Source organism: Peptoniphilus lacrimalis DSM 7455, from assembly GCF_000378725.1.
In the GTDB taxonomy this organism is placed as follows: domain Bacteria; phylum Bacillota; class Clostridia; order Tissierellales; family Peptoniphilaceae; genus Peptoniphilus_A; species Peptoniphilus_A lacrimalis.
This window is the reverse complement of sequence record NZ_KB900367.1, coordinates 198563-223698: the sequence shown is the minus strand read 5'-3', so window position 1 is coordinate 223698 and position 25136 is coordinate 198563. Positions and strand designations below refer to the sequence as shown.

At 31.0% G+C, this 25136-nt stretch carries 25 protein-coding genes; 3 read left to right on the top strand and 22 right to left on the bottom strand.

Going from position 1 to position 25136, the window contains the following annotated elements; all coding sequences use genetic code 11:
* Positions 1 to 108 precede the first annotated feature (108 nt).
* Positions 109 to 693 carry a thioredoxin domain-containing protein gene (locus F594_RS0101075; RefSeq protein WP_009344816.1) on the top strand — a complete coding sequence of 195 codons (585 nt, stop codon included), beginning with the start codon at positions 109 to 111 and terminating at the stop codon, positions 691 to 693.
* 65 nt (positions 694 to 758) lie between these two features.
* Here the strand turns inward: F594_RS0101075 and F594_RS0101070 are convergent, their stop codons facing one another.
* Complete coding sequence (locus F594_RS0101070; protein WP_004824245.1) at positions 759 to 1595, bottom strand: DnaJ domain-containing protein; 837 nt, start codon at positions 1593 to 1595, stop codon at positions 759 to 761.
* Positions 1585 to 1974, bottom strand: a complete 390-nt coding sequence (locus F594_RS0101065) for a metallopeptidase family protein (protein WP_004824265.1) — start codon at positions 1972 to 1974, stop codon at positions 1585 to 1587. Before F594_RS0101065 ends, F594_RS0101070 begins: the two co-directional genes overlap by 11 nt.
* A gap of 195 nt (positions 1975 to 2169) precedes the next feature.
* Here F594_RS0101065 and F594_RS0101060 point away from each other — a divergent pair, with 195 nt between their 5' ends.
* Both F594_RS0101060 and F594_RS0101055 read left to right on the top strand, forming a co-directional pair.
* On the top strand, positions 2170 to 2673 hold the full coding sequence (locus tag F594_RS0101060) for a hypothetical protein (protein WP_019034253.1): 504 nt from the start codon (positions 2170 to 2172) through the stop codon (positions 2671 to 2673).
* A gap of 8 nt (positions 2674 to 2681) precedes the next feature.
* Positions 2682 to 3008, top strand: coding sequence for a hypothetical protein (locus F594_RS0101055; RefSeq protein WP_019034252.1), 327 nt, complete (start codon positions 2682 to 2684; stop codon positions 3006 to 3008).
* Between the two features lie 51 nt (positions 3009 to 3059).
* Here F594_RS0101055 and F594_RS0101050 read toward each other — a convergent pair whose 3' ends face one another.
* From F594_RS0101050 to uvrA, 20 genes are all read right to left on the bottom strand, one after another.
* Positions 3060 to 3383 (bottom strand): DsrE family protein, encoded by a 324-nt coding sequence (locus tag F594_RS0101050; protein WP_009344854.1) that lies wholly within the window; start codon positions 3381 to 3383, stop codon positions 3060 to 3062.
* A gap of 59 nt (positions 3384 to 3442) precedes the next feature.
* Entirely contained in the window at positions 3443 to 4942 is a 1500-nt protein-coding gene (murJ, locus tag F594_RS0101045) for a murein biosynthesis integral membrane protein MurJ (RefSeq protein ID WP_019034251.1), read from the bottom strand.
* Between the two features lie 107 nt (positions 4943 to 5049).
* Positions 5050 to 6252 (bottom strand): ABC transporter permease, encoded by a 1203-nt coding sequence (locus F594_RS0101040; protein ID WP_019034250.1) that lies wholly within the window; start codon positions 6250 to 6252, stop codon positions 5050 to 5052.
* Positions 6252 to 6677 (bottom strand): FMN-binding protein, encoded by a 426-nt coding sequence (locus F594_RS0101035; protein ID WP_009344811.1) that lies wholly within the window; start codon positions 6675 to 6677, stop codon positions 6252 to 6254. The genes F594_RS0101040 and F594_RS0101035 overlap by 1 nt, the downstream gene beginning before the upstream one ends.
* Positions 6674 to 7393 carry an ABC transporter ATP-binding protein gene (locus F594_RS0101030; protein WP_004824231.1) on the bottom strand — a complete coding sequence of 240 codons (720 nt, stop codon included), beginning with the start codon at positions 7391 to 7393 and terminating at the stop codon, positions 6674 to 6676. Before F594_RS0101030 ends, F594_RS0101035 begins: the two co-directional genes overlap by 4 nt.
* An 11-nt stretch (positions 7394 to 7404) precedes the next feature.
* Positions 7405 to 8553, bottom strand: coding sequence for an ABC transporter permease (locus tag F594_RS0101025; protein WP_019034249.1), 1149 nt, complete (start codon positions 8551 to 8553; stop codon positions 7405 to 7407).
* Positions 8543 to 9826 (bottom strand): ABC transporter permease, encoded by a 1284-nt coding sequence (locus F594_RS0101020; RefSeq protein ID WP_019034248.1) that lies wholly within the window; start codon positions 9824 to 9826, stop codon positions 8543 to 8545. Before F594_RS0101020 ends, F594_RS0101025 begins: the two co-directional genes overlap by 11 nt.
* 8 nt (positions 9827 to 9834) lie before the next feature.
* Positions 9835 to 11097 (bottom strand): DUF2318 domain-containing protein, encoded by a 1263-nt coding sequence (locus F594_RS0101015; protein WP_019034247.1) that lies wholly within the window; start codon positions 11095 to 11097, stop codon positions 9835 to 9837.
* Between the two features lie 57 nt (positions 11098 to 11154).
* Positions 11155 to 11820 carry an iron transporter gene (locus tag F594_RS0101010; RefSeq protein ID WP_019034246.1) on the bottom strand — a complete coding sequence of 222 codons (666 nt, stop codon included), beginning with the start codon at positions 11818 to 11820 and terminating at the stop codon, positions 11155 to 11157.
* Between the two features lie 9 nt (positions 11821 to 11829).
* Complete coding sequence (locus F594_RS0101005) at positions 11830 to 13167, bottom strand: FTR1 family iron permease (protein ID WP_019034245.1); 1338 nt, start codon at positions 13165 to 13167, stop codon at positions 11830 to 11832.
* Positions 13168 to 13169: 2 nt separating this feature from the next.
* Entirely contained in the window at positions 13170 to 13847 is a 678-nt protein-coding gene (locus tag F594_RS0101000; protein WP_004824215.1) for an ABC transporter ATP-binding protein, read from the bottom strand.
* Positions 13847 to 14242 (bottom strand): DUF4418 family protein, encoded by a 396-nt coding sequence (locus F594_RS0100995; protein ID WP_004824202.1) that lies wholly within the window; start codon positions 14240 to 14242, stop codon positions 13847 to 13849. Before F594_RS0100995 ends, F594_RS0101000 begins: the two co-directional genes overlap by 1 nt.
* 446 nt (positions 14243 to 14688) lie before the next feature.
* A complete protein-coding gene (locus tag F594_RS0100990; protein ID WP_019034244.1) occupies positions 14689 to 15114 on the bottom strand; it encodes a SixA phosphatase family protein in 426 nt (141 codons plus the stop codon).
* Complete coding sequence (gene eno, locus F594_RS0100985; RefSeq protein WP_019034243.1) at positions 15111 to 16397, bottom strand: phosphopyruvate hydratase; 1287 nt, start codon at positions 16395 to 16397, stop codon at positions 15111 to 15113. Before eno ends, F594_RS0100990 begins: the two co-directional genes overlap by 4 nt.
* A 14-nt stretch (positions 16398 to 16411) precedes the next feature.
* Positions 16412 to 17923, bottom strand: a complete 1512-nt coding sequence (gpmI, locus tag F594_RS0100980; RefSeq protein WP_019034242.1) for a 2,3-bisphosphoglycerate-independent phosphoglycerate mutase — start codon at positions 17921 to 17923, stop codon at positions 16412 to 16414.
* Entirely contained in the window at positions 17920 to 18663 is a 744-nt protein-coding gene (gene tpiA / locus F594_RS0100975; protein WP_019034241.1) for a triose-phosphate isomerase, read from the bottom strand. Before tpiA ends, gpmI begins: the two co-directional genes overlap by 4 nt.
* Positions 18653 to 19846: a phosphoglycerate kinase gene (locus tag F594_RS0100970; RefSeq protein ID WP_009344863.1), complete on the bottom strand. Its 1194-nt coding sequence runs from the start codon at positions 19844 to 19846 to the stop codon at positions 18653 to 18655. Before F594_RS0100970 ends, tpiA begins: the two co-directional genes overlap by 11 nt.
* A gap of 8 nt (positions 19847 to 19854) precedes the next feature.
* On the bottom strand, positions 19855 to 21333 hold the full coding sequence (gltX, locus tag F594_RS0100965; RefSeq protein ID WP_004824208.1) for a glutamate--tRNA ligase: 1479 nt from the start codon (positions 21331 to 21333) through the stop codon (positions 19855 to 19857).
* 169 nt (positions 21334 to 21502) lie between these two features.
* Complete coding sequence (locus F594_RS09370) at positions 21503 to 22306, bottom strand: L,D-transpeptidase (protein WP_248612678.1); 804 nt, start codon at positions 22304 to 22306, stop codon at positions 21503 to 21505.
* An 8-nt stretch (positions 22307 to 22314) separates the two neighbouring features.
* The gene (gene uvrA, locus F594_RS0100955; protein WP_019034239.1) at positions 22315 to 25128 is read right to left on the bottom strand and encodes an excinuclease ABC subunit UvrA; all 2814 of its coding nucleotides are present in this window, start codon (positions 25126 to 25128) and stop codon (positions 22315 to 22317) included.
* Positions 25129 to 25136: the final 8 nt, after the last annotated feature.

The window sequence follows — 25136 nt, the reverse complement described above, 5'->3', positions numbered from 1 at the left end:
TCATCAATCTAGATAAAGTTTTAGTGTTTTTCAATAATTTTCTTTTAGTTATTAATCACATTAGACAATTATAATTTAAGTGGTTATAATATTAATAAGGAGGAGCATATGAAAAAGTTTTTTATTATTTTAATTATCATTTCAACCCTGGTTGCCTGTGGCAAAAATCAAAATACTACAGAAAATCAAAACGATAAAAATAAAACCAATGTAAAGGAATCAACGCAAATTTCTGTTCCTGAATCTAAAAAATTAACTTTTAATGAATTTAATTTTGATACTATAGATATTGATGGCAATAGAATAAAATCTAGTGATTTTTACAAGGATTCAAAAATAAATGCTTTAATTATTTGGGCTACTTATGGGAATGACTGTAAGGATACTCTTGTAAGTATAAATAATCTTTCTAAAAATTATGATGAAAAAGATTTAAAAGTTTCGGCTTTTATTCTTGACACTTCCGCTGATACATCAACAAATATAGAAGAGGCTCAAAATATAATTAAAGAAAATAATTTGAATTTTAAAAATCTTTTGCCAAATCCAACAACAGAAGATGCTTTAAAAACTGTAGAAAAAATTCCTTTACTCCTAATAATGGATTCACAAGGAAAAATTTTAAATGCTTATGAAGGAAACTTATCTCAAGAAGTTATGCAAAAGATTATTGATGACCATTTAAAAAAATAAACAAAAAATCTGAGAGGATGATAAATTTTATCTTCTCAGATTTTTTTATTATAAAATTTATATATTTAGTTATTTCCTGATAATTTTTTATATCTTTCTATATTTGAATCATTTAAAAATTCATAGGCTGAATTAATTTTTTGGAATTTTTCAGTAGCCCCTTCTTCCTTATTTATATCTGGATGATATTTTTTTGCCATCTTTCTATATTGAAGCTTAACTTCATATTTATCTGCACTGTAATTTACTCCTAAGGTGTCACAGGCATCCTCATATTGCTTTTTAAAATTTAGACCCATACTCGGTCCGTAAGAATTATCTCTATAATTTCCTTGGTTTTCTCCATAATTACCATAATTATATGAGCCTGACTGAGCATTTCTAAAAAAGTCTTCAAAATCATCAAAAGTTGTCCAGGTAAATCCTCCAGTGAAATTTTCAAACCTTCTGTTCCATTCCTCTTCCTCTTGTTTTCTTCTTTCTTCTTCTCTTTTTAACCTTTCTTTTTCAAGTTTATCAATGTATTCTCTTGAGTAAGATGAAAAATCCTTATGACCATAATTTTTTCCAAGTAAATAATAATCAGCCCTATCATAAAAATATTCAGTTGCCACATAATGCAGATATTTTAAATAAGATAGGGAAATTTTACCTAAAAATGGTACTATAACTATAAGTACAATTAAAGTAAAAAGAAAAGGATTAAGTATTACCCCATATAAAAAATAAGGATTAAAAATAAAAACTAAAAATAGACAACCACCCATTGAAATAAGAAGACCGATGGCATGTCTTATAGTTGAAAATATATCTACAAGAAAATTCACTAGGCTTATAACAATTTTCAAAAATACGTCAATTATAGTGCCTAGTCCCTTATAAAAATATCCTTTAATCTTCATAGTCTTTCCACCTTTTCCTATAATCTTCCATAAATTCCTCATCTTCTATCTCTAAATCATAATTTCTAGCCAAAAATTCCAAATGATGAGTAAATTCATGAAAAAGAACATGACGTAATTTATCTTTTAAATCTTCCCTGTCTAAATATCCATACATTAAATAAACTGAACCGTAAAATATGGTTATAGATAAACCTAAAATAGACCTTTCATATTGTCCTAAAATAAGAAGGTCTTCATTATGGGATTCGGGATGATATTTCACCTCTTCAGACAAAGTTATACCCCCGTTCAAATGCTCAAAGGCATAAGAAGGCAGCTCCTCGCATATTTCATCTAAAAGTTCATTTACTTCGTCAATTCTCTCTAAAGAAACCATAAATACCTCATTTCTATTTTTATTATACAGAAAATTTTTAAAATAAAAAAGTTTTTCACTAAAATTTCCTATTCCTTAGAAACTATTTGTGTAAATGTCGTATATGATTTTTAAAATTTATATTTGATAATGTTCACTTCTAGTTTGACAAAAGATTTCATGTCTTATATAATCCCTCTCATAAGGAATGATTAAATGAAAAGATTAAAAAGTATTTTTTTTGTTGTTTTAAGTTTTCTTATTGTAGCTACAACTACAATACCTATTTATGCTTTTGAGAAAGACATAGTTATTGATAATTCTAAAATCAAGGATGAAACAGTTTTAAGAAATAACAGATACTATTATATTACAGAAAAAGATTATCCAAAAACTTATTATAAAGAATTATCTAGTTCCGACCCTAGTTTATCTAATACCATCCAAATATTTTTAGATATTATAATTTCTAAAGCTTATTGGTCAGCAGGTGTGTTTGCAACTATTATGAATATAGGTAATTCAATTTATAATTTTAATATGGATGGAGAACTTAAAGTGACAACTGTAGAGCATAATGTTTATAGGGTAGATAGATTAACAAGTGAAAAAATTTATATCCATGACAAAAGCTATCAAACTATTTTGTTAGAGCTTTTTAGAAGAACAAGTAGTGGGCTTGAATATGTAAGAAGTTACTCCCATACTATTTATTACTAAATTTTATTATGTTAGAAAATTATTCAGCATATATCCATCCTATTGAATTATCCTATATTTTAATCGAATTTCTAAACATTGTTTTAATAAATATAACACTAAGCACAGAAAAACATATATATGAGTTTATAGATAAAAAAACTTATAGAGCTAAATATATAACATATATGTTAATACTTATTCCAGCCGCTTTTTATACTTATATAAAAGTATATACTAATTTTGACAAAGTCTTCTTACTACCATATCTACTACTTGTATTTTTAATATTTTTATGGTGCAGAAAAACAAAGAAAAATTTAAAAAAATATAGAGATTGTTATAAAGATAAATAAAAAAATACGGTGTTCAAAATTAATTTTGAACACCAGTCATTATTAAAAATATTATAATCTTATATAAGCATAACCTTCATTTTCTAACTTAGCTATTTTTGTGATTACAAGCTTTTCAACTTTTACAAAATTTGGAAGCTCTTCTTCCTTGATATTATTATTTTCTAGGGCAGCCTTACCTATAATAAATTTAACCCTAGGACTATCTATAAGTCCATGAAAATCAATTCCCGAATATTTTTTAAAAATTTCTGCAGCCTTAGACATGCATACTATTGCTACTTGAGCATCAGGAATTTCGTTTATAATATCCCTAGCATTTGATAAGGTATCTTCCCATTTTTCAACTTCTACAACGTGGAATAAAACTTTCATAATAACACCTCTTTATCAAATTAATTTGTTATCTTATATGTTTTATACCCACCTTAAGCTTATTTATTAAACTTTTTTAGTAAAATCTTAACTTCTTTAACCCTTAAAATTATAAGCATAATGCCATAAATACAAGCAGCAAAAATTATTGCCAATAAAAGAGAGAGATTTGACCCTAATTTTAACTTTAAAATATTAAATACTAAATTTGAACCAGCCGCCATAATTAAAGACGCAAGTAAAATCTTTCCTAAATTTAATAGAAGATTTTTATCGAAAATTTTACCTATAAGTTTTGTTGAAGAAATTGCAAAAAATCCTCCTCCAACAACAAAAGATATGGTGGTGGCAAGTCCTAAACCTACTATACCCATAAATTTCGCCAAGACAAAGGATAAGACTATATTTACCCCTACAATTACAAGGGAATTTATGACAGGTCTTTTTGTATCATCAAGAGAATAATAAATTCTTGATAAAATTTCCCTAATCCCTATGGCAAAAACACCAAATGCATAATATCTCAAAACATTAGCAATGCTTGTAGCATCATCAAGATTTAGCCTACCTCTCATAAATAAAAGTTCCACTATTGGAAGAGCAAAAGTAAATAAGCCAAAAGTTGCCGGTATTACTAAAATAGACATAGTTGAGAGAGCATCCCTTGTTGAAATTCTTAATCCCTTAAAATCTTTAAGGCTTCCATACTTAGCCATCTGCGGATATACTGCAGTAATTATAGAAGTAACAACTATTCCCGTTACAAATGATTGAAGTTTATAGGCATAATTTAATATAGAAATTCCCCCATGAGAAAGTTCTGATGCCAAAGATTTTGAAATCATAAAATTAATTTCTATAGCTGAAGAAGATATCAATATAGGTAAAATTATCCTAAGAAGTTTTTTTATATCTTCATTTTTAAAATCAATTATCCACTTGTGCTTATAAGATGTTTTTTTGACATACGGAATAAAAATTATATATTGAAAAGTAAAGGCAAGTAAAATCCCTATACCTAAAAACTTTATTCCAAACTTGTAGGTAATTGCCAAAAACAAAATAATTATTAGATTCATTATAATTGCATGGATTACTGAAACTACAAATCTATCATGAATCTGTAAATAAGCCTTATAAATTGAGAATACAGCAGTAGCAGAAACTGATAAAAGTGCAATCCTTGTAACAAGAATTGCTGTATTAAGTTTTGAACCAGTAAAACCTTGAGCCATAAGCTTAACAAGAGGACTTGCAAAAATTATTGCCACAATAGAAATAATAAGAAAAATTATAGCTAAAATATTTGAAAGATTTGCCGTAAATTCATTCGCCTTTTCTTGTCCACTTTTAGCTTTAATGCTATTAAACATTGGTATATAACCATTTGCCACAGCTCCAGAAATTACATTAGTAATCATCATAGGTAAAGAAAAAGCCACCAAAAAAATATCAGCAAGCTCTCCCCTTCCAAAGAAATAAGCTAAAGTTTGTTCTCTAACAAGACCGAAAACCTTAGCAAGTATTGTTATTATCATTAAAATATAAGAAGTTTTCATTTTTTTCACCTAATTAATTCTACCAAAAATATCATATAAAATGAAGAAATAAATAATTTGTTAAAAAAATCCCAATTGGCTAAAGCAATTAGGATTTAACATATTTTTTAATCATTATCTCTTTGCATCAACAATAATTCTTCTTTATTCATTTTATTAATAGCAATAATTGAAGATATTGGACCTAATAAGGTGCCTAAAATTATTACTATTATTAACATTAAAAGCATAAGGAATATATTTGGTCTTAAAAAAGGCATATTCAAAAGTGATGAAAAAGCATTGTTAAATGTTATACTTAATACAAAGGAAACCACAGAACCTATGACTGCCCCTGTTCCATTAATCAGTATGGATTCACTAAGAACTATTTCACTGAGTTTTTTCTTTGTTGCTCCTAATACCCTTATGGTTGCAAATTCTCTTTTCCTTTCCTTAACTGATAAGGTATTTACAAGACTTAAAATAAAGAAAGCTAGTATCCAAATCAAAGCTATCAATATATATACATATACAAGCATATTTTTTGCTGAATCAGAAACTTCTGTCATTATATTTCTTGGCAATAAGGGATAAACTTTTTCTTTTTTAAATTCCTCATTAATAAGTTTTTGAATTTTTTTAGGATCTTTATTTTTTTCAACTTTTACTAAAATAGAAGATATATCATCTTTTTTTGCCACTGGATGATTAATAATCTTTTCATATTCCTTAGCTAATCTATGAGTTTCTTCTATTGTCATAAAAACTGAATTGTCAAAACCCATGCCGGTTTTTGCTAGCCTACCTCTTATCTCAAATTCTTGATTGAAAAATTTAACCTTATGATTAATAGTCCCCACAATATTAGCACCTACAACAACTTGTCCAGCTTTAATTGGAGATTTGATCTGTTTTTCAAGCCATGGTTTAACGCTAAAGTCATCAGAAAAGTCAATTCCTATAACTTGAATGGGAAAAGAGCAGCATCCAGCAGAAAGTGTAGCTAGATAAACTTGGCCACAAGCCTTTTCAACTCCCTGTATTTTTTTTACTCTATTTAATATATCCTTGTCAAAAAAGAATGTATTAGGTTCTCCCCTTAATATTGCGCCTGTAATTTTGGAATCATAACCTTCTGGAACTACTATAATGTCTGCTCCCATCCTATCTGATAGAGATTTCATGCCGTTTTTAAGAGAAAAAATTATAAATGATGACATGAATAATATAAAAGTTAATATTCCTACAAGAAAAATTAAGGTAATTGACCTTGCTTTTTTATTTTCTATATTCTTTTTTGCTAAATTAACTGTGTATAAATCTTTCATTATTTTGCATCAGCAAGGGCATTGTTGCAAGCTTCTATAAATTGCTTGTAGGTTTCTGTTGCCCCCGAAATAACGTCCACTCCTTCAGGACTTCCTTTTTCCACTAATCTATCTGGGTATGACTTTGCAAGATTTATAGCTTGTTGGGCTATCTTATATAGTCCTTCATTTTGGCTTTGACCATAAGATTCATCCTTTTCTTTTCCATCTCCGTCAATGTTTTGCATTGTGCAAGATTCAATCTTATTGTCTTTAACACTTATATCCACCTTTACAAGTCCGCCTCTTTCATCTTTAGCAGATTCTCCTTGATATGTGCCGTCTTTATAGCTTACGCTTGGAGCTTCTTCTTTTTTATCTCCTCCACAAGCAACTAGGACAAGCCCCAAAGATAAAATTATTAATACATTTAAAATTTTTCTCATATAAACTCCTTAAGTTTTTCGTCTTTTATTGTAGAATCAAGAACAGGTCTTTTTCTTTTCATTTTTTCTTCTTTTGTAATCTTACCATGTTCAAGAGTTATCATTCTTTCAGATTCTTCACCGACTTCAGGATCGTGAGTTACAACAATAATTGTTGAACCTGCATTGTGAAGTTTTTCAAATATGTCAAGAACTATATATTCATTCTTTTCATCCAAATTTCCCGTAGGTTCATCAGCTAAAAGTATAGCAGGATGATTAATAAGAGCTCTAGCTATACATACTCTTTGTTGTTCCCCACCTGATAATTGGTTGGGTAAGTGCTTGGCTCTTTCAGCAAGACCTACTGCAGCCAAAGCTTCCATTGCTTCTTGTGCATCTGGCATAGAATGATAGTATTGTGACATCATTACATTTTCCAAAGCACTTAAATAATTAACTAAATGAAATTGTTGGAAAATAAGTCCTATCTTATCCCTTCTAATAACTGTTAATTCCTTAGGTGATTTTTTTGCTATATCTTCCCCATCCAAAATAACTTCGCCAAATGAAGGTTTATCCATGGCACCGATAATATTCATCATTGTTGTTTTACCAGAACCTGATGGACCCATTATAGAAATCCATTCACCCTTTTCTACACTTAAATTAATTTTGTCAAGGGCTTTAAGTTCACCATAAATTTTTGAAACATCTACAAGTTTTAATATATCCATAAAATTCCTTTCTATTCTCCACGAAGCACTAAAGCCGGATCAATATCAACAGTTTTAGATACCGGTATTAAAGATGCAACTATAGTTATTACTACACAGACAATAATTGTCATAGGTACCAAAAGAGGTAAGAAACTTACCTTTCTAGCAAATACCGAAATACTTACTCTATTGGCAAATATATATCCCAACACAACGCCTAAAAGTCCACCAAAAACCCCTAAAAATGCTCCTTCACCTAAAAAGTCAACAATTACTGAGGAATTTGTGGCACCCAAAGCTTTCTTAAGACCTATTTCTTTACGCCTTTCAGTTACAACAGCCATCATTGTTGTGGATACACATATCATCATTATGAATAATACTATTATCGTTACAATGAAGACAAGGGCTTGTAATTTGTTCAAAACTATATCTTGTGATGCGGTAACTCTTTTTACCATTTGTGGAGTTAGAGATGCATCCTTTTGTGAAATATTTGATACTATTTTTGAAAGTTCATTTTGTTCGGCTTCTATTGAATATTCTACGACATCAAAATTTTTATCTTTTACAAGCTGTGAAATATCATCAATACTCATAAAAATTAGATCTTCTTCTTTACCACCTGTTGTTACAACTCCTGAAACAACAAAATTAGTATCTATAGAACCTTCCCCATGAACCTTGGGAGTATTTATAATAATTTTATCTCCCTCTTTTAATTCCAAAGCCTTTGAAACTTCATTACCTATTAAAACTTCTCTGGATTTTTCAGGCCATGAGCCGTCAATTAGCCAGTATGGAGAGTTTTCTTTCGCTCCCTTTAAATCTGTACCTGCAAGCATATAAGGTTGTTCATTAATTTTTGCGTTTGTATAAATATAGGGTGCCTGACCGACTAACTTTCCTGATGGAATTAAAGATTTAATTTCATCTAACTGGTCATTGGTAATTTTTTTATCAGGATTAGTAGGAATTACCAACATATTTGCACCATAGGACCTGAATTCCTTACCCATTTGTCTAGGAATATCATAGTAAATAGTAACAAGTCCTGAGAGAATTGTTGCTCCCATAGCTATAGCAAGCAGTGCTGTTAACATTCTTGCACGTCTTCTTGCTAGGGAAGTCATTATCATTTTTAAATAAAATTTATTTTTACTTTGTTTACCTGCCATGTAGCACCTCCGTTGGATTTAAATTCAAGAGGTATCTTATAGCTGGTATTGAGCCCAATATTGTTACAAGGATAATAAGAATTGCTACAATTGGAACTACCATAGCTGTTGGAGCTATTGCTGAACCAAAAACTGTCAGACCAATAATCTGAGTAAGAAGCAACCCAACTCCATAACCTATAACTGTTCCAAATATCGCTGTCAAAATAATTTCCACAAGAATTATACCGATTATTCTTCCATTTGACGCTCCTATAGCTTTTTGAAGTCCAATTTCATTTGATCTTTCCATTACAGATGCTGTAATAAGATTAGAAATACCAAGTCCTGAACCAATCAAAGTTAATACTGTAATTAAAACCATAAGAAGAGTTGTCTTATTTAAAATATCTCCTTCACTTTCTGCAACTTGACGAATCGGCTTAGCTACAGAATCAGTCATTACTTCTGTTATTTGATAGCAAATAGCTGAAACATAAGCTGTGCAATACCATACTTCCCATTCCTTAACGGTTAATGATAGTGGATTTTTTGCAGCCTTTCTTGCTAAATCATTATCTGGTGTAGTAAGAGCTGATACTTCAACTTTATTTACAACTCCAGTAACTCCAGCAAAATCTTGTGCAGTTTTTAAAGTGGAATATATAAATGCATCTTCATCAGAGCCTGATGAGAAAATACCCTTAACTTTTAATTTTTTGTCTAAATTATTGCTCTTTAGCTGGATTTCATCACCAACTTTAAATCCATTTCTGTCAGCAAAAATCTTTCCAAGCATAACTGAGTCCTTATCATCTTCTGATAACCACTCACCTTGAACTTCCCACCAATTTTTTAGTCTAATCATACCAGTATCAATTGACTCTCCAGTAGGCAAATCCATATGCTTATTAAACCATGTTCCTACCATCTTAGTATGCTTAGAATCATTATTACAAGAAACCCAAGTATTAAGATAGGGCGTATAATCTACAATATTGTAAGCCCAAAAAATAGTTTTAATATTGGGAAGTTCTGATTCCTTTAAATATTTTTGAACCTGCCCCTCTTTTTCTTGCATGCCATACAAATCATCAAGAAGGGAAGCTTCCTTAGGCAATACGTTAATATTTGCTCCATAAGTCTTTAATTCTTGATTAACTTTATCTCCAACACCGAGCATTGTGTTTAACATTGAAGTGGCAAGAGAAGCTCCAAGGGCAACTGTAAATGCAATAAGAGCCATCTTTCCTTTTTGTCTAAAAAGTGCTCCTTTAACTATTCTCCAAAACATAAGCCCTCCTACTTAAATACATAAGACAATGCGTCAAGATCTTTTGGCGCAATCTTTATCTTTTTATCATGGACAATGTATGGGAAAGGTATTGGGTTACATCCACCCTTAAAACCTATTGTACCTCTATTCATTACAACGTCGCACAACTTACAAATAATATCATCGCCTCTTTCAAAATATCCTGATGGACCACATATCTCGCAGGCATCAAGTACAACTCCATAAGAACCTTCTGATTTTTTAATACAGAAAAATCTCATTTGTACACCATCTTTTGCCTTATACAAATATCTGTGCAAATGCATATCCTCTAAGCTGCTTAAAGGAATAACAATCATTCCATTTTCAGTTTGATAATCTTCTGGTGGTGAAAGAGCCTGTTCCTTATTAGCATATGCCTTTCCAGCCGTTAATGAAAAAGTATTAATAAATAAAATGACAAGGAAAAAAATTGCCCAACGTCTTTTATTCTTCATTATATACTTTATTTTTCTTAACTGAGCTCTATTGCTATATTCTTCATTAACTTTAATATTTTGCTTATATAAAATTACTGGAATAGCTATCATAATTAACATTGTTGCAAATAAAAACACATTTTCATGATTAGCTATAAATGCAATAACTCTAAAAAAGTTAACATTTCTAGGAATGATTCCTTTAGAATAAAATCTTTGAATTATGACGTTAAATTGGCTGATACCTGAACATATCAAGCTCAAAAAAACAATAACCTTTAAGTTTTTACCTTCAAGTTTAACTGAAGACTTATATATGGCAAGTCCTGATAAAATCATCATGATAATCCCAAAAACAAAGCCTAAAATCCTAAAAAGTACAATAGTAGAAACAGCACTTTCGCCATAATATACAAATTTGTTTGATTGGTTAAATACATATGGTAAATAATAAAAACAAATTCCTACAAGATAAACAACAACCGATGCTGAAATGAAATTATCATAAATTTTAGCATTTATCTTATCTTCAAATATCATAAAAATTAATATTAAAAATACTGAGATAACAATGGGTACCATAGACCAGAAATTCAATTCTGTTCTATTAATAAAATTAGGTATATTTCTTATAATTATTGAAACAATTGCTGCAATTACCCCTAAAACTAAAGAAATTATAATAACATACTTTTTATATTTGCTCTCTTTAGTTGTATAATAGGCAAGTATTAAAGAAATCATTAGAGAAAAGGCTATTCCCGCCTCCATAACTTTAATAAAAATTTTTAAAATAATTTCACCCCCCATAAATGCATATAAGGGGAACGTGAATTCCCCTTCAAAATATTAAAAATTTTCAAAATTTTACCATTGTGGTCCATTCCATTCGAAATCAGTCCATTCTGCAACAATTGGTTCTGTCCAGAATCTACCTGTTACACCAGTTTCTTTATCTACGTGTAGTAAGTAGTCATTGCCTGGTGCAGCTACTTCGAATTTTACATCATAAACGCCAACACCTTCGTCAAATTTAATATTTGCACCATAGTGTGGACCATCAGATGCGTTCATTGGCATGAAAGCAACTTCTTGAACATGGTCTGAACCTTTCTTTTGTAAATAAGCTTTTACTTGTAACCATGGAACGAAATCACCAACACCGTAACCTAATGTTGAACCTTCTTGTGATGCTGTAATATCAGCTTCAATATGGCAGTCAGCTTCTTCTTTTGGAATTGAGTTTCCTGCTGGTTCCATATCAACTGGTTGGAAATATACGCCAGAGATTACTAGAGGTCCCTTAGTTTGGTCATCACCAATTGGGAATTCTTCAAATCCTGCATCTTCTCCTGGAGCTGCAGCTTTAGCATCTCCTGCTTCTTCTTTGTTTGCTTCAGCTGGTGCTTTTTCTTCTGTAGAAGTATTAGCTGTGTTATTAGCTTTTGCTTCTTCTTTTTTACCACAAGCTGTAAATGTTAATGCACATACAAGTGTCATAGCAATAAGAAATAAATTTTTCTTTTTTAACATAATACCCTCCTATTTTTTTTCTTGGCCGGCTTCAAGCTCAGCTCTGATTTTTTTGTTTCTACTACTTTGATATATAACAGAAACAATAGTTACTACTAATAGAATAATTTGTGGAATAAGATTTTCATACCTATCGTATATTCCTATAGCTTCAGCAGACCATCCATTCATCCAAGAAACTACAGTTCTGCCAATTACATCGGCTTCTTGTAATTCTCCTATGCCCTTTCCTAAGAAAGACAAGCAAAGTATAAACATTAACCAAGAAGTAAATGTAAAGAATGGTTTTAATGGTAGCCTTACAGAAACTTTAGCAATTAAATAATATACAATTGCAAGTATTATGGCAGCAACCAAAAGTCCAACCCACATATGCATTGGATTGTCAGAAATGCTTGTTCTCATACCTTGGAAGAACAAAATAAGTTCAGCACCTTCTCTTGCTACTGCTAAGAATGAAGTGAAAGATAAGGCAAAATAATTACCCTTTGAAACAGATTGTTCAACTTTGTTTTTAATGTATCTATTCCAAACTTCAACTTCAGCTTTAGAAAGCATCCAATTAGATACATAAAATAGTACGATAACGGCAAGAAACATCGCAATTCCTTCGAATATTTCTTGTCCCATTCCAGACTCAACTTCTCCCACTGTATTGGCGACAATATTAAATACTCCAGCTAGGACTGCTGAAAAAACAACACCTAGCAAGGCTCCAATATATACACCTTTTAAATAAGTTCTATTATTAGTCTTTGATAAATATGCAGCAATGGCAGCTACAACTAAAATGGCTTCAAGTCCTTCACGAAGTGTAAGTCCAAGAACTGCAAAAAATGTACCAAATCTTTTTAGCAGCTCTCCCATCAATTGACCCGTTGAAAGGCTATTGGCATCTTCTTGACTTTGACCGCTGGACTTAGAATCTCCAGAGGTTCCATCAAGAGTATGAGCATCTTCATGAAGATAAGTTATAAGTGCATCAATTTCATCTTTAACTTCTTTTGGGTCTGCATCTTCTTTAATAGAATTTTTTGCTCTATAAAATTGATGTTCAACCATTGAACCCCTTTGACCTGAAATTGCAGACATAGTTGTTTTTTCAAATCCAATTTTTTCATAGAATTTAAAGTAAGCTACGTTAACTGCATCTGTGGCTGCTTTTTTAGCATCCTTATCTCCAGGCTTGTAAACTTCCACAGCTTTTTGTAAATGTTCTGACATAGCATCAGCAACTTCAACCCAGTTAGCATACTTTGTTTCTGCTGCAAAAGCAGACATAAAAGTTAAGCTAATCATGATTACTATCATTGCAAAAATGCTAGTCCTTTTCTTTAATAAATTCATCTCTATCCCCTTTTCTTTATTAAACTTCCATCTTCCATTTGGTAAAGTATATTACCATATTTTAATATATCAAGTTCATGAGTAACTATAATAAGTGCCGTACCCTTAGAATTTATTTTTTTTAATAAATCCATAATCTCCACAGTGGTATTTTTATCCAAATCACTTGTAGGCTCATCTAAAATCAAAAGCTCAGGCGAATTAATCATGGATCTGGCTATAAGCACTCTTTTTAACTCTCCTCCAGATAAATTTCTAGGGAAATCATCTTTCAGATGCAAAATCCCCATCATATCAAGAAGCATAGCTGCTTTTTCATAAGCAGATTCATCTCTTTTAAATAGATAATAAGGAAGAGATACATTCTCTAAAACATTTAAATTTGGAAGTGTTCCTAAACTTTGTGGCACAAAACCTATGGTTTCATTCCTATATTTGCTAATTTCTCTATCAGAAAAATCACCTATATTTTTGCCCTTAGCAAAAATTTTACCTTCCGTAGGTTTTAATAAACCGGACAAAAGATTTAAAAAAGTTGACTTTCCGGAACCACTTCTGCCAATTATATTGACAAACTCTGCCTCATTCAAGGTAAAGTTTACATTTTTAACTGCAAAGAATGTATTAGAACCTCTTTTAAAACTCTTACTTAAATTTTCAGTTTTAATTATTGATTCCATTATGAATTTCTTTCTTTCATACAATAATAAATATTAACTAAAACCAATATTCCTGCCAACAATGTGCAAAATGGAATGGTTTTTGCCCTGCATGCCATATCAGCTTTCATACATCCACCGATAAGCACGTGAGCATTTAGTATCTCTAAAATACCAATTGCTATATTTGAAATAGATAATCCTAAAGATATTTTTGAATCTTTAACTATAATAAAAATGATTGCTAACACTAAAATAACTGCACCAATACCCATAGTCATATTTCCCATCCAATGGCATTTCATAAACATACCATTTTCCATAGGAGGACAAACAGGTGTTATAAATTTTGGTGCAAGCACTAACAAAAGACCTATAATAGCAGAAATATATCCAAAAATTTTCTTTCTACTCATTTTAGTCATCCTTTCTACTTATCTTTACAAGTAATATTGTAATATAAAAAGGTATTTATGTTTTTTAAAAATTACATTAATTAAATGTAAATTGTTAATTGATATCACTTAACAAGAATTCTCAATTATAATATATGATTTTTTAAATTTTTGCAATAATTTTTTAAATATATTTAATAAAATTCAAAAGCTCTTGGCAGGCTTAAATGTTAAAAATTAATAATTATCATCATAGAGAAGTGAAATAACCCTTAACTATTATGTATTATTTTTTAATTTTTTCACGAGTACCAAGAGCAAATTATATTTATAAGTATTTAATTTATTCTAAAATAAATTATAATAATCTTCTGATAAAATATATTTTATACATTTTAATATTCATAAATTCCAATTTTCACCTATAGGCGATAAAAATTAAAGAGGTAGGATTAAACCTACCTTCTTTAAAATTCACCCAAAAGTTTTCCCTGTAAATTTTCATCTAATTGAAGCTCATGGATTGAGCCTCTTGAAACAATGACATCAACCTTGCAAAAATCTCTTATCCATGTGGATATAAATGGTTCGTGGCTGATGATAATATTTATTTTATCTCTTTCAAAACCTTCTATAAAATCTCTAATATTATAATTTAGAACTTCATTATTTATAGTGAAATCTGTTTTTAAGATTTCTGACAAAATCTCAGCACTTTGACAGGCTCTTTTTAAGGGTGATGAATAAATTTTAATTTTCTTATCTTTAGGCAAAGATTTGCTAAATTCTTTATATTTATTATAGAGTTCAATCTTTCCTTGTGTTGTTAATTCTCTGGAAAAATCATCCCCGAAAACTTCTGCTTTTCCATGCCTTAGGAAATATATAATCATTTTATATTATAAAACCCATCCATTCCTGCATATTTTCCTGCACCTTCAAGCTCATCTTCTATTCTCAAAAGTTGGTTATATTTTGCCATTCTTTCACTTCTTGCTGGTGCACCTGTCTTTATGAAACCGGCATTTGTTGCCACTACTAAATCTGATATAGTTGTGTCTTCAGTTTCTCCAGACCTATGAGAAATTATAGCTGTCATATTATATCTTTTAGCTAGTTCAATAGCATCAAGAGTTTCTGTTAGTGTTCCTATTTGATTTAACTTAATAAGTATTGAGTTTGAAACTTTTTCATCTATCCCTTTTTTAAGTCTTTTAGTATTTGTAACGAATAAATCATCACCAACTAATTGAACCTTATCTCCAATTAACTCTGTTAAATATTTCCAGCCTTGCCAATCATCTTCAGACAAACCATCTTCAATTGATACAATAGGATAAGTTTCCACTAGGGTTTTATAATATTGTGAAATTTCTTTAGAGTCATAAGAAATCCCTTCACCTTTTAGTTCGTATTTATTGTCTTTTTCCTTATAAAATTCTGAAGCTGCTGCATCTATTGCAAGAACAATATCTTTTCCCGCTTTGTATCCAGCACTTTCTATTGCTTTTACAATAATATCAAGTGCTTCTTTGTTTGAAGATAAATTTGGTGCAAACCCACCTTCATCACCAACGGAAGTTGAAAGCCCCATAGATTTTAATTCTTTTTTTAGAGCCGCATAAGTTTCAGCTCCCATTCTCAAGGCTTCTTTAAAGGATTTTGCTCCCACTGGTAGAATCATAAATTCTTGAATATCAACATTATTATCAGCATGAGCCCCACCATTTAATATATTCATCATTGGAACAGGTAAAGTTTTTGCATTTACACCACCTATATAAGAATATAGGGGAAGACCTAACTCATCTGCTGCTGCACGAGCTACTGCAAGAGAAACTCCAAGAATTGCATTGGCTCCTAATTTTGATTTATTTTCTGTTCCATCTAAATCTATTAAAAGTTTATCTATTGAAACTTGATCAAAAACATAAGCATCTAAAAGTTCTTCAGCTATAATGTTATTTACATTATCTACAGCTTTTTCTACTCCCTTGCCATTATAAAATTTTCCTCCATCACGAAGTTCGCAAGCTTCATGTATACCTGTACTTGCTCCTGATGGAACAATAGCTCTACCAAAGCCTCCTTGGTCTGTCAAAACTTCAACTTCTACTGTGGGATTTCCTCTTGAGTCTAAAACTTCTCTGGCATAAACATCTTTAATAAAACTCATTTTAATACTCCTCTTTATTTTTCAATTAATGACTTTCCTGTCATTTCCTTTGGTTGTTTTATATTTAAAAGTTCGAGAATAGTTGGAGCAATATCGCACAAAGCTCCTTCACTTCTCAACTTTACATTTTCCACTCCATATAAAATAAATGGAACCTTATTTGTGGTATGGCTTGTAATAGGCTTGTTATCTTTAGTAAGCATCATATCACAATTTCCGTGGTCTGCTGTTATAAGTAGGGCACCACCTAATTTTTTTATTTCCTTTAAAATTTTTCCTATGCAATTATCTACAGTTTCCACCGCCTTTATTGCAGCCGGAATTACACCTGTGTGCCCAACCATATCTGGATTTGCAAAGTTTAAAATTATACAATCGTAAATACTTTCCCTCAATTTTTCGATCAAGTTTTCTGTGATTTCCGGTGCACTCATTTCAGGTTTTAAATCATATGTTGCAACCTTAGGAGATTGAACCAAAATTCTGTCTTCTCCTTTAAACATAACTTCACGACCACCGTTGAAGAAAAATGTTACATGGGCATATTTTTCTGTTTCAGCAATTCTAAGCTGTCTTAAATGATTTTTTTCTAAAATTTCTCCAAGTGTATTTGTAGGCCTATTTTCTGGATAGGCAATATTTGTATGTGGAATTGTATCATCATATTGAGTCATTGTTACAAGAAAAATATTTTTTTCTTTTCTGGGAAATCCATCAAAATTTTCATCAACTAAAGCCCTTACAATTTGTCTTGCTCTGTCCGGTCTGAAATTGAAAAATATTAAGGAATCTCCATCCTTTATTTTGCCCTCACAATCAATTTCCACAGGTTCTATAAATTCATCTGTAACCCCATTATCATAGGAAGATTTTATTGCATCAAGAGCATTAGGATTTGAATTATCATATTTTTCCGTAACTAAGTCAAAATATTTTTTTATTCTTTCCCATCTCTTATCTCTGTCCATAGCATAATATCTGCCTGAAATATCAGCAATCTTACCCACGCCAACTTTTTTTAAGTAATCTTCAAGTTCTTTTACATCTTCTAAACTAGCATCTGGAGAAACATCACGTCCATCAGTAATTACGTGTATATATACTTTTTTAAGTCCTTCTTTTTTTGCTAAATCTATAAGTGCAAGCAAGTGTTTGAAGTGGGAGTGAACACCGCCCTTTGATACAAGACCCATCAAATGAAGGCTTGAATTATTCTTTTTCGCATTTTCAACAGCCTTTAAAAACATTTGATTATGATAGAAATTTCCATTGTCTATTTCATTTCCTATCCTTGTTAAATCTTGAAAAACCACTCTTCCAGCTCCAATATTTAAATGACCTACTTCGGAATTTCCCATTTGTCCCATGGGAAGTCCTACCCATTTTTCGCTGGCATATATTTCTGTATGAGGACAAGTTTCATAAAGTTTATCAAGATTTTCAGTCTTAGCAAGACTTATTGCATTTCCAGGATAATCTTTATATAATCCAAATCCATCTAATATCATAAGTAATACAGGTTTCATATATTCTCCTTGTAATTAATAATCTTCAAAAACTCTTTAGCTTCTAAAGATGCTCCACCAACTAAAGCTCCATCAATATCAGGACAAGCTAGCAAATTTTTAGCATTTGAGCCTTTCACAGAGCCTCCATATAAGATTCTAATAAATTCACTTTCATTTTTATTTAACTTAGAAAGAGTATGTCTTATGAATTTACACATATCTTGAGCATCTTCAGAAGAGCAAGTCTTACCTGTTCCTATTGCCCAAATCGGTTCATAAGCTATCGTCAAATTATCTCTATTAAAATCTAAATTTTCTAAAGCTGCAAGAATTTCTTCTTTTACAAAATCATTTTGCTTATTATTCTCACGAACTTCGGCCTCTTCACCTAAACAAAGTATAACTTTTAAATTATTTTCAAAAGCTCTTAAAATTTTTTCTCTTATTGTTTGGTAATCTTCGGAGAAAATAGTACGTCTTTCGCTGTGTCCTATAATTACATAATCACAAAATTCTTTGAGCATTTTCCCTGAAACTTCACCAGTATAAGCTCCATCATTAAATTTACATATATTTTGACTTCCTATATAGATTTTGCCATTAGAATTTCTTTTAACAGCATCTAAAGAAGTAAAGGGAGGTGCTATTAAAACATCAACATCCTTAAAATCATTTTTTACAAGGTCTTTTATAAATTCTTCTGCTTCTTTTGCGGTTTTATTCATCTTCCAGTTCCCGCATATAAACTTAGTTCTCATTTGCTTCACCTAAAGCCTTAATTGCAGGAAGAACTTTTCCTTCAAGCAGTTCTAAGCTTGCTCCACCACCTGTAGAAATATGGCTTATTTTATCTTCCACACCAGCTTTTTCTACAGCAGCGACAGAATCTCCACCACCAACTATAGTTAAAGCATCTGAATCAGCCAAGATTTTAGCAATTCCCACAGTACCCTTTGAAAATTCATCTACTTCAAAAACTCCAGCAGGTCCATTCCAAACAATTGTCTTGGCATCTTTTAAAACCATCTTAATTTTTTTCAAACTATTTGGTCCTATATCTAAAACCATCTTATCTTTGTCTATGCTTGAAGCATCTACCACTTGACCCTTTGCATCATCAGAAATTTCTCTCGCTTCAATAAAATCTTCAGGCAAAATTAAATTTACACCTTTTTTTGATGCTTGATCAATAATTTGACGAGCAAGGTCGAGCTTATCATCTTCAACTAAGGATTTTCCTACTTCCTTACCCATAGATTTTATAAAGGTGTTAGCCATAGCTCCTACAATAACTATGGAGTCAATTTTGTCTAAAAGATTTTTAATAAGATTGATTTTATCAGAAACCTTAGCTCCACCAAGAATTGCTACAAAAGGTCTTTTTGGATTTTCTAAGCTTTCTTTTAAATATTTAATTTCTTTTTCTAACAAAAATCCGGCTGCAGAAGGTAAAAATTTGCTTACACCTACATTAGAAGCGTGGGCTCTGTGTGCAGTACCAAAAGCATCATTTACATAAATATCTGCAAGTGAAGCTAAATCTTTTGAAAAAGATTCTTCATTTTTTTCTTCTTCAGGACGGAATCTTAAATTTTCTAAAAGAGCAATCTCTGCGTTTTTAAGATTTTTAACCTTATCCTTAACCTCTTTATTAACAACTTCTTTTTCATCAATAAAAAGAATATCTTCTCCTAAAATTTCACTTAGTCTTTGTGCCACAGGTCTTAGAGATAAATCTTTATTATATTTTCCCTTTGGTCTTCCTAAATGGCTCATAAGAATGATTTTTCCACCTTGTTCTTTTATATATTTGATAGTGGGAAGGCTTTTTTTGATTCTATCATCACCTTTTACTTTTCCATCTTTAATAGGAACATTAAAATCAACTCTTACAAGAACAGTTTTGCCATTAAAATTAAAATCTTCTAATTTTTTAATCATTTTCCACCTTACTTTAAATTATTTAAAACTTTTTGAGCCCTTTGGACTAATTTATCTTTTCCTAAAAGATATATAATATTTGACATTTCAGGTCCATGAACATTGCCTGAAATAGCAGCTCTTACAGGCATATATAAGTTTTTGCCCTTTACACCTGATTTCTTTTGAACTTCTTTCATTAATCCATTTGCAACTTCAAGTGAAATTTCGTCATGGCTATTTACAACTTCAATAAAAGTTTTAAGTAAATCAGGAACATGTTCTTTATTTATTTCTTCCATAGCTGCATCTTCAGTTATTTTTAAATCGCCAAACAAAAATCCTATATGTTTAGGAATATCTTCCAATTTATCAATCGCTTCTTTAATTGTATCTATTAAAACTTTATACCATTCAAAATTTTCTCTTATATAAGCTTCTTTCAAAAGTCCTGAATCAACAACATAAGGAATAGAAAGCTCTGCCAATTTTTCTATGGGATATTGTTTAATATAGTGAGCATTAACCCAGTTTAATTTATCAGTATCAAAGATACCGCCACTTTTGCCAACCCTATCAAAATCAAATTTTGAAACAAGCTCATCCATATTCATAATTTCATCGCCATCTTCAGGTGACCAGCCAACAAGAGCTAAATAATTAATAATACCTTCTGGCAAATATCCTCTTTCCTTAAAATCTTCAACAGAAACATCGCCTTGTCTTTTTGAAAGTTTTTTTCTATCTTTATTTAAAACTGTAGGAAGGTGAACATATTCTGGACTTTCCCAGCCTAAAGCTTGGTATAAGAAAACATGTTTAGGAGTTGAAGAAAGCCATTCTTCTCCTCTAACAACATGAGTAATGCCCATTAAATGATCATCAACAACTACAGCCATGTGATAAGTTGGAAATCCATCTGATTTCATAAGTACTTGGTCATCAATTTCATTGGTATTAATAGTAACCTTACCACGAACCAAATCATTAAAAGTTATATCTTTGTTGTGAGGAAGTTTAAGTCTAACTACATATTCTTCTCCACTAGCAATTCTTTTTTTTGCTTCATCTAGAGGAATTTCTCTGCAAAGTCCATCATATTTTGGCACTTGTCCTTTAATTCTTTGTTCTTCACGCAAATGGTCAAGTCTATCTTTACTGCAGAAACAATAGTAAGCATAGCCATTTTCAATCAGTTGATCTACATATTTTTTATAGATATCTAATCTTTGAGATTGAATATATGGACCATATTCTCCCTTTTGAACAATTTTTCCATCTTCAACGAAGACACCTTCATCATAAGTGATTCCTGCCCATTTTAAAGAATCTATTAAATTTTCAATAGCTCCTTGAACAAATCTTGTTCTGTCAGTATCTTCAATTCTTAAAATAAATTTTCCACCCTTATTTCTTGCGAATAAGTAGTTATATAAGGCAGTCCTCAAACCACCTATATGAAGAAAACCTGTCGGTGACGGTGCAAATCTTAATCTAACTTCTTTCATTAAATAACACTCCCAAATAATGTAATTCTACATTATAGTATAGATAAAATTGGAAATTTTGTAAACTGAATAAATAAAAAATCAAGACTTAATAAGAAACTCCATGAGAGCTTTAAATTTTCTTATAATTTTTAGTAAATAAAAAAGGATAGACTTGCTATCCTTAAATTTAATATTCAAATAAATCAACTGCTTGGTAATTTTCAATTTTTTCTTCATTTTCTACATCATTTATTTGATTTTGTTGTGTAACTTGTGGTTTTTCTACAGCTTTATCCTTTTCTACTTTTGAAAATTGATATAGCCCCCAAGATTCAAGCTCAGTATCTGTACCAATCCAAACTGGATTGCCAATTTTCATCTGTGGAAAAACTGCCTCTTCTATATCGTAGTTAAACATTCTTATGCAGCCATTTGAATAATAACCTCCGATTTGATGCGGCTTTATATTTCCATGAATTCCGTAGCCAGAAAATCCTTTTAAACTTAAACCCATCCATCTTTCTCCCAAAGGATTTTTAGGATCATCAGCAGCTACTGGTTTATATTTCCCGTTCATTCCTCCCCAAGCTGGATTTTTATGCATATTTCCAATTTTACCCCTGCCCGATGGAGTTTGTGTTGCAGATGTTCCTAAAGTTACTGGATATTTTCCTAAAGACTTATCTCCCATATACATAGTCAAAATTCTTCTTGATTTATTTACAGCGATCCAATAACCCTTACTTGGTGGATTTGTTACCATATCCCAAACTTTATAATCCTTATTATATAAGGCCTCTTTAGTTTTATTGTCCAAAGTTCCGCTAATAGGAATATTCATAGTTGCTTGAAATTTTTTTATATTTGCTGTTCTTTCTGCACCTTTTTTATCTACAAAATTATTTTCCCTCACAAACTGAGCAAAAGTCATCTGCGGAACAAGGCTTATTAATAAAAATAAAATTACTGTTTTTTGTATAAATTTTTTCATAATCATAATTATAGTATGTCCTTTAAAAATTTTCCAGTATAAGATTTTTCGCACTGACAAATTTCAAGAGGTCTTCCTGTGACTAAAACTTCTCCTCCTCCATCTCCGCCTTCAGGTCCTAAATCTATTATATAATCTGCAGTCTTTATAACATCTAAATTATGCTCTATAACTACCACAGTATTACCCTTATCTACTAATCTATTTAAAACTTTTATCAATTTTAAAACATCATAAGAATGAAGACCTGTTGTAGGCTCATCTAAGATATAAATTGTAGAACCAGTAGCTTTTTTTGAGAGTTCTGTTGCAAGCTTTATTCTTTGTGCTTCACCGCCAGAGAGCTGAGTTGATGGCTGTCCAAGTTTTAAATAAGATAAACCAACATCTTTTAATGTTTCCAATTTTCTTATTACTCTTGGATGATTCTTAAAAAATTCAAGAGCTTCTTCTACTGTCATATCTAAGACCTCAGAAATATTTTTACCCTTGTACTTTACCTGTAAAGTTTCTCTGTTATATCTTTGACCCTTACAAACTTCACAAGGCACATAAACATCAGGCAAAAAGTGCATTTCAACTTTTATTATTCCATCACCCTTGCAGGCTTCACATCTTCCACCTTTTACATTAAAAGAAAATCTTCCTTTTTTATAACCACGCATCTTTGCTTCGTTAGTCATAGCAAAAATATCTCTAATTAAATCAAAAGTTCCAGTATAAGTTGCAGGATTAGACCTAGGGGTCCTCCCAATAGGACTTTGGTCAATGTCTACAACCTTGTCAAGATTTTCAAGCCCTGTAATTTCTCTATAAAGTCCCGGTTTAATTCTTGATTTATTAATTTTTTGCCCAAGAGCTTTAAATAAAATTTCATTTACAAGAGATGACTTACCTGAACCTGAAACTCCTGTAACAGCAATGAATTGTCCCAAAGGAAATTCCACATCAATATTTTTTAGGTTATGCTCTCTTGCTCCTTTTACAAAGATAGACTTTCCTGTATAGGGTCTTCTTTCTTTAGGCACTTCAATTTTTTTCCTACCTGACAAAAAATCACCAGTTATAGATTCCTTAGAATTAATTATATCTAAGACACTTCCTTGACCAACAATTCTCCCACCATTTCTGCCTGCAAAGGGGCCAATATCAACAATCTCATCACAAGATCTCATGGTTTCTTCGTCATGTTCCACAACAATTAAAGTATTTCCTATATCTGTTAAATTTCTTAAAGCTCCCAAAAGTTTTTCATTATCTCTCTGATGAAGTCCTATGGAGGGTTCATCAAGAACATAAATTACTCCCACCAATTGAGAACCGATTTGTGTTGCAAGTCTTATTCTTTGAGCCTCTCCTCCCGATAGAGTGCCAGCCATTCTTGAAAGAGTTAAATATTCTAGCCCAACAGTAAATAAAAATGAAAGTCTGTCTTTTATTTCTTTCAAAAGTTCTTTTGCAATAATTTTTTCCTTATCAGATAATTTTAAATTTTTAATAAATTCTAGAGTTTTTGAAATTGAAAGCTCTGTGAGTTCAAAAATATTCAATCCTCCAACTTTTATTGATAGAGATTCTTCCTTAAGTCTTGAGCCATGACACTTGTGGCAGGGAGAATCAATTAAAAATTCATCTATTTTATCAATCATTTTGTTTGAAGAGGTTTCTAAATATCTTCTCTTTAAATTTTCCTTTATTCCTTCAAAAGAGCCTTCATAATCCTTAATACCGGAAAAATATGAGTCAAAAGTAAAGTTTAGATTTCCTTCATATCCATTAAAAATGGCATCAATAAATTCTCTAGGTGCTTCTTTAATAGGTTTTTTTGTAGAAAAATTAAATTTATCTGCCACAGCCTTTATCATCTCATAATAGTAAGTTCCCTTAGATGAAGAATAACAAGCTATTGCCCCCTCTTCTATAGATAAGTCTTTGTTGGGAATAACTAAATCCTCATCAACTTCTTTGGAAAATCCAAGTCCCTTACATTCATCACAAGCCCCTAGGGGTGAATTAAAGGAAAATGAACGTGGGGAGATTTCTTCAATTACAATACCACATTCAGGACAAGCTAATTTTGTAGAAAAAATTAAATCTTCTCCATCAATTACATTCACCTTTACTATGCCATCAGATAAGCCGCTGGCAAGTTCTAAAGACTCAAATAATCTCGATTCTATCTTTTCTTTTATGATAATCCTATCTATTACAACATCAATATCGTGATTTTTATTTTTTTCAAGTTCTAAATCTTCAGAAATATCATGGGCTTGTCCATCTACAAAAATTCTCAACAATCCTTCTTTTCTTATTTTTTCTAAAACTTTTTTATGAGTTCCTTTTCTGTGACGCACAATTGGTGAAAGAATCTGAATCTTTTGTCTTTCTTCAAGTCCCATAAGCTTATCTACCATTTGATCAATTGTAAATGCTGTTACTTCCTTACCACACTTGGGACAAAAAGCATGACCAACTCTTGCATAAAGAAGTCTTAAATAATCATAAATTTCTGTAACTGTACCCACAGTTGAACGTGGATTTTTGGAAGTGGTTTTTTGGTCGATAGAAATTGAAGGGCTCATCCCTTCTATATAATCAACTTCCGGCTTATCCATCTGTCCCAAAAATTGTCTTGCATAGGAAGATAGAGATTCAACATATCTCCTTTGACCTTCAGCATAAATTGTATCGAAGGCAAGGGAAGATTTTCCTGAACCTGAAAGTCCAGTAAAAACTATAAATTTATTTCTCGGTATAGTTAAATCTATATTTTTTAAATTGTGTTGTCTTGCTCCCTTTATTTTTATAAATTCTTCAGTCAATATATCAC

Coding starts and splice junctions, on each gene's coding strand:
- F594_RS0101070 (WP_004824245.1), bottom strand. CDS start 1,595: ATGAAGATTAAAGGATATTTTTATAAGGGACTAGGCACTATAATTGAC.
- tpiA (WP_019034241.1), bottom strand. CDS start 18,663: ATGAGAACTAAGTTTATATGCGGGAACTGGAAGATGAATAAAACCGCA.
- F594_RS0100970 (WP_009344863.1), bottom strand. CDS start 19,846: ATGATTAAAAAATTAGAAGATTTTAATTTTAATGGCAAAACTGTTCTT.
- F594_RS0101050 (WP_009344854.1), bottom strand. CDS start 3,383: ATGAAAGTTTTATTCCACGTTGTAGAAGTTGAAAAATGGGAAGATACC.
- F594_RS0100990 (WP_019034244.1), bottom strand. CDS start 15,114: ATGATTATATATTTCCTAAGGCATGGAAAAGCAGAAGTTTTCGGGGAT.
- F594_RS0100995 (WP_004824202.1), bottom strand. CDS start 14,242: ATGAGTAGAAAGAAAATTTTTGGATATATTTCTGCTATTATAGGTCTT.
- F594_RS0101040 (WP_019034250.1), bottom strand. CDS start 6,252: ATGAAAGATTTATACACAGTTAATTTAGCAAAAAAGAATATAGAAAAT.
- F594_RS0101060 (WP_019034253.1), top strand. CDS start 2,170: ATGAAAAGATTAAAAAGTATTTTTTTTGTTGTTTTAAGTTTTCTTATT.
- F594_RS0101020 (WP_019034248.1), bottom strand. CDS start 9,826: ATGTTTTGGAGAATAGTTAAAGGAGCACTTTTTAGACAAAAAGGAAAG.
- F594_RS0101025 (WP_019034249.1), bottom strand. CDS start 8,553: ATGGCAGGTAAACAAAGTAAAAATAAATTTTATTTAAAAATGATAATG.
- gpmI (WP_019034242.1), bottom strand. CDS start 17,923: ATGAAACCTGTATTACTTATGATATTAGATGGATTTGGATTATATAAA.
- F594_RS0101030 (WP_004824231.1), bottom strand. CDS start 7,393: ATGGATATATTAAAACTTGTAGATGTTTCAAAAATTTATGGTGAACTT.
- F594_RS0101065 (WP_004824265.1), bottom strand. CDS start 1,974: ATGGTTTCTTTAGAGAGAATTGACGAAGTAAATGAACTTTTAGATGAA.
- F594_RS0101000 (WP_004824215.1), bottom strand. CDS start 13,847: ATGGAATCAATAATTAAAACTGAAAATTTAAGTAAGAGTTTTAAAAGA.
- F594_RS0101010 (WP_019034246.1), bottom strand. CDS start 11,820: ATGTTAAAAAAGAAAAATTTATTTCTTATTGCTATGACACTTGTATGT.
- murJ (WP_019034251.1), bottom strand. CDS start 4,942: ATGAAAACTTCTTATATTTTAATGATAATAACAATACTTGCTAAGGTT.
- eno (WP_019034243.1), bottom strand. CDS start 16,397: ATGAGTTTTATTAAAGATGTTTATGCCAGAGAAGTTTTAGACTCAAGA.
- F594_RS09370 (WP_248612678.1), bottom strand. CDS start 22,306: ATGAAAAAATTTATACAAAAAACAGTAATTTTATTTTTATTAATAAGC.
- F594_RS0101075 (WP_009344816.1), top strand. CDS start 109: ATGAAAAAGTTTTTTATTATTTTAATTATCATTTCAACCCTGGTTGCC.
- F594_RS0101035 (WP_009344811.1), bottom strand. CDS start 6,677: ATGAGAAAAATTTTAAATGTATTAATAATTTTATCTTTGGGGCTTGTC.
- F594_RS0101015 (WP_019034247.1), bottom strand. CDS start 11,097: ATGGGGGGTGAAATTATTTTAAAAATTTTTATTAAAGTTATGGAGGCG.
- F594_RS0101005 (WP_019034245.1), bottom strand. CDS start 13,167: ATGAATTTATTAAAGAAAAGGACTAGCATTTTTGCAATGATAGTAATC.
- gltX (WP_004824208.1), bottom strand. CDS start 21,333: ATGAAAGAAGTTAGATTAAGATTTGCACCGTCACCGACAGGTTTTCTT.
- F594_RS0101055 (WP_019034252.1), top strand. CDS start 2,682: ATGTTAGAAAATTATTCAGCATATATCCATCCTATTGAATTATCCTAT.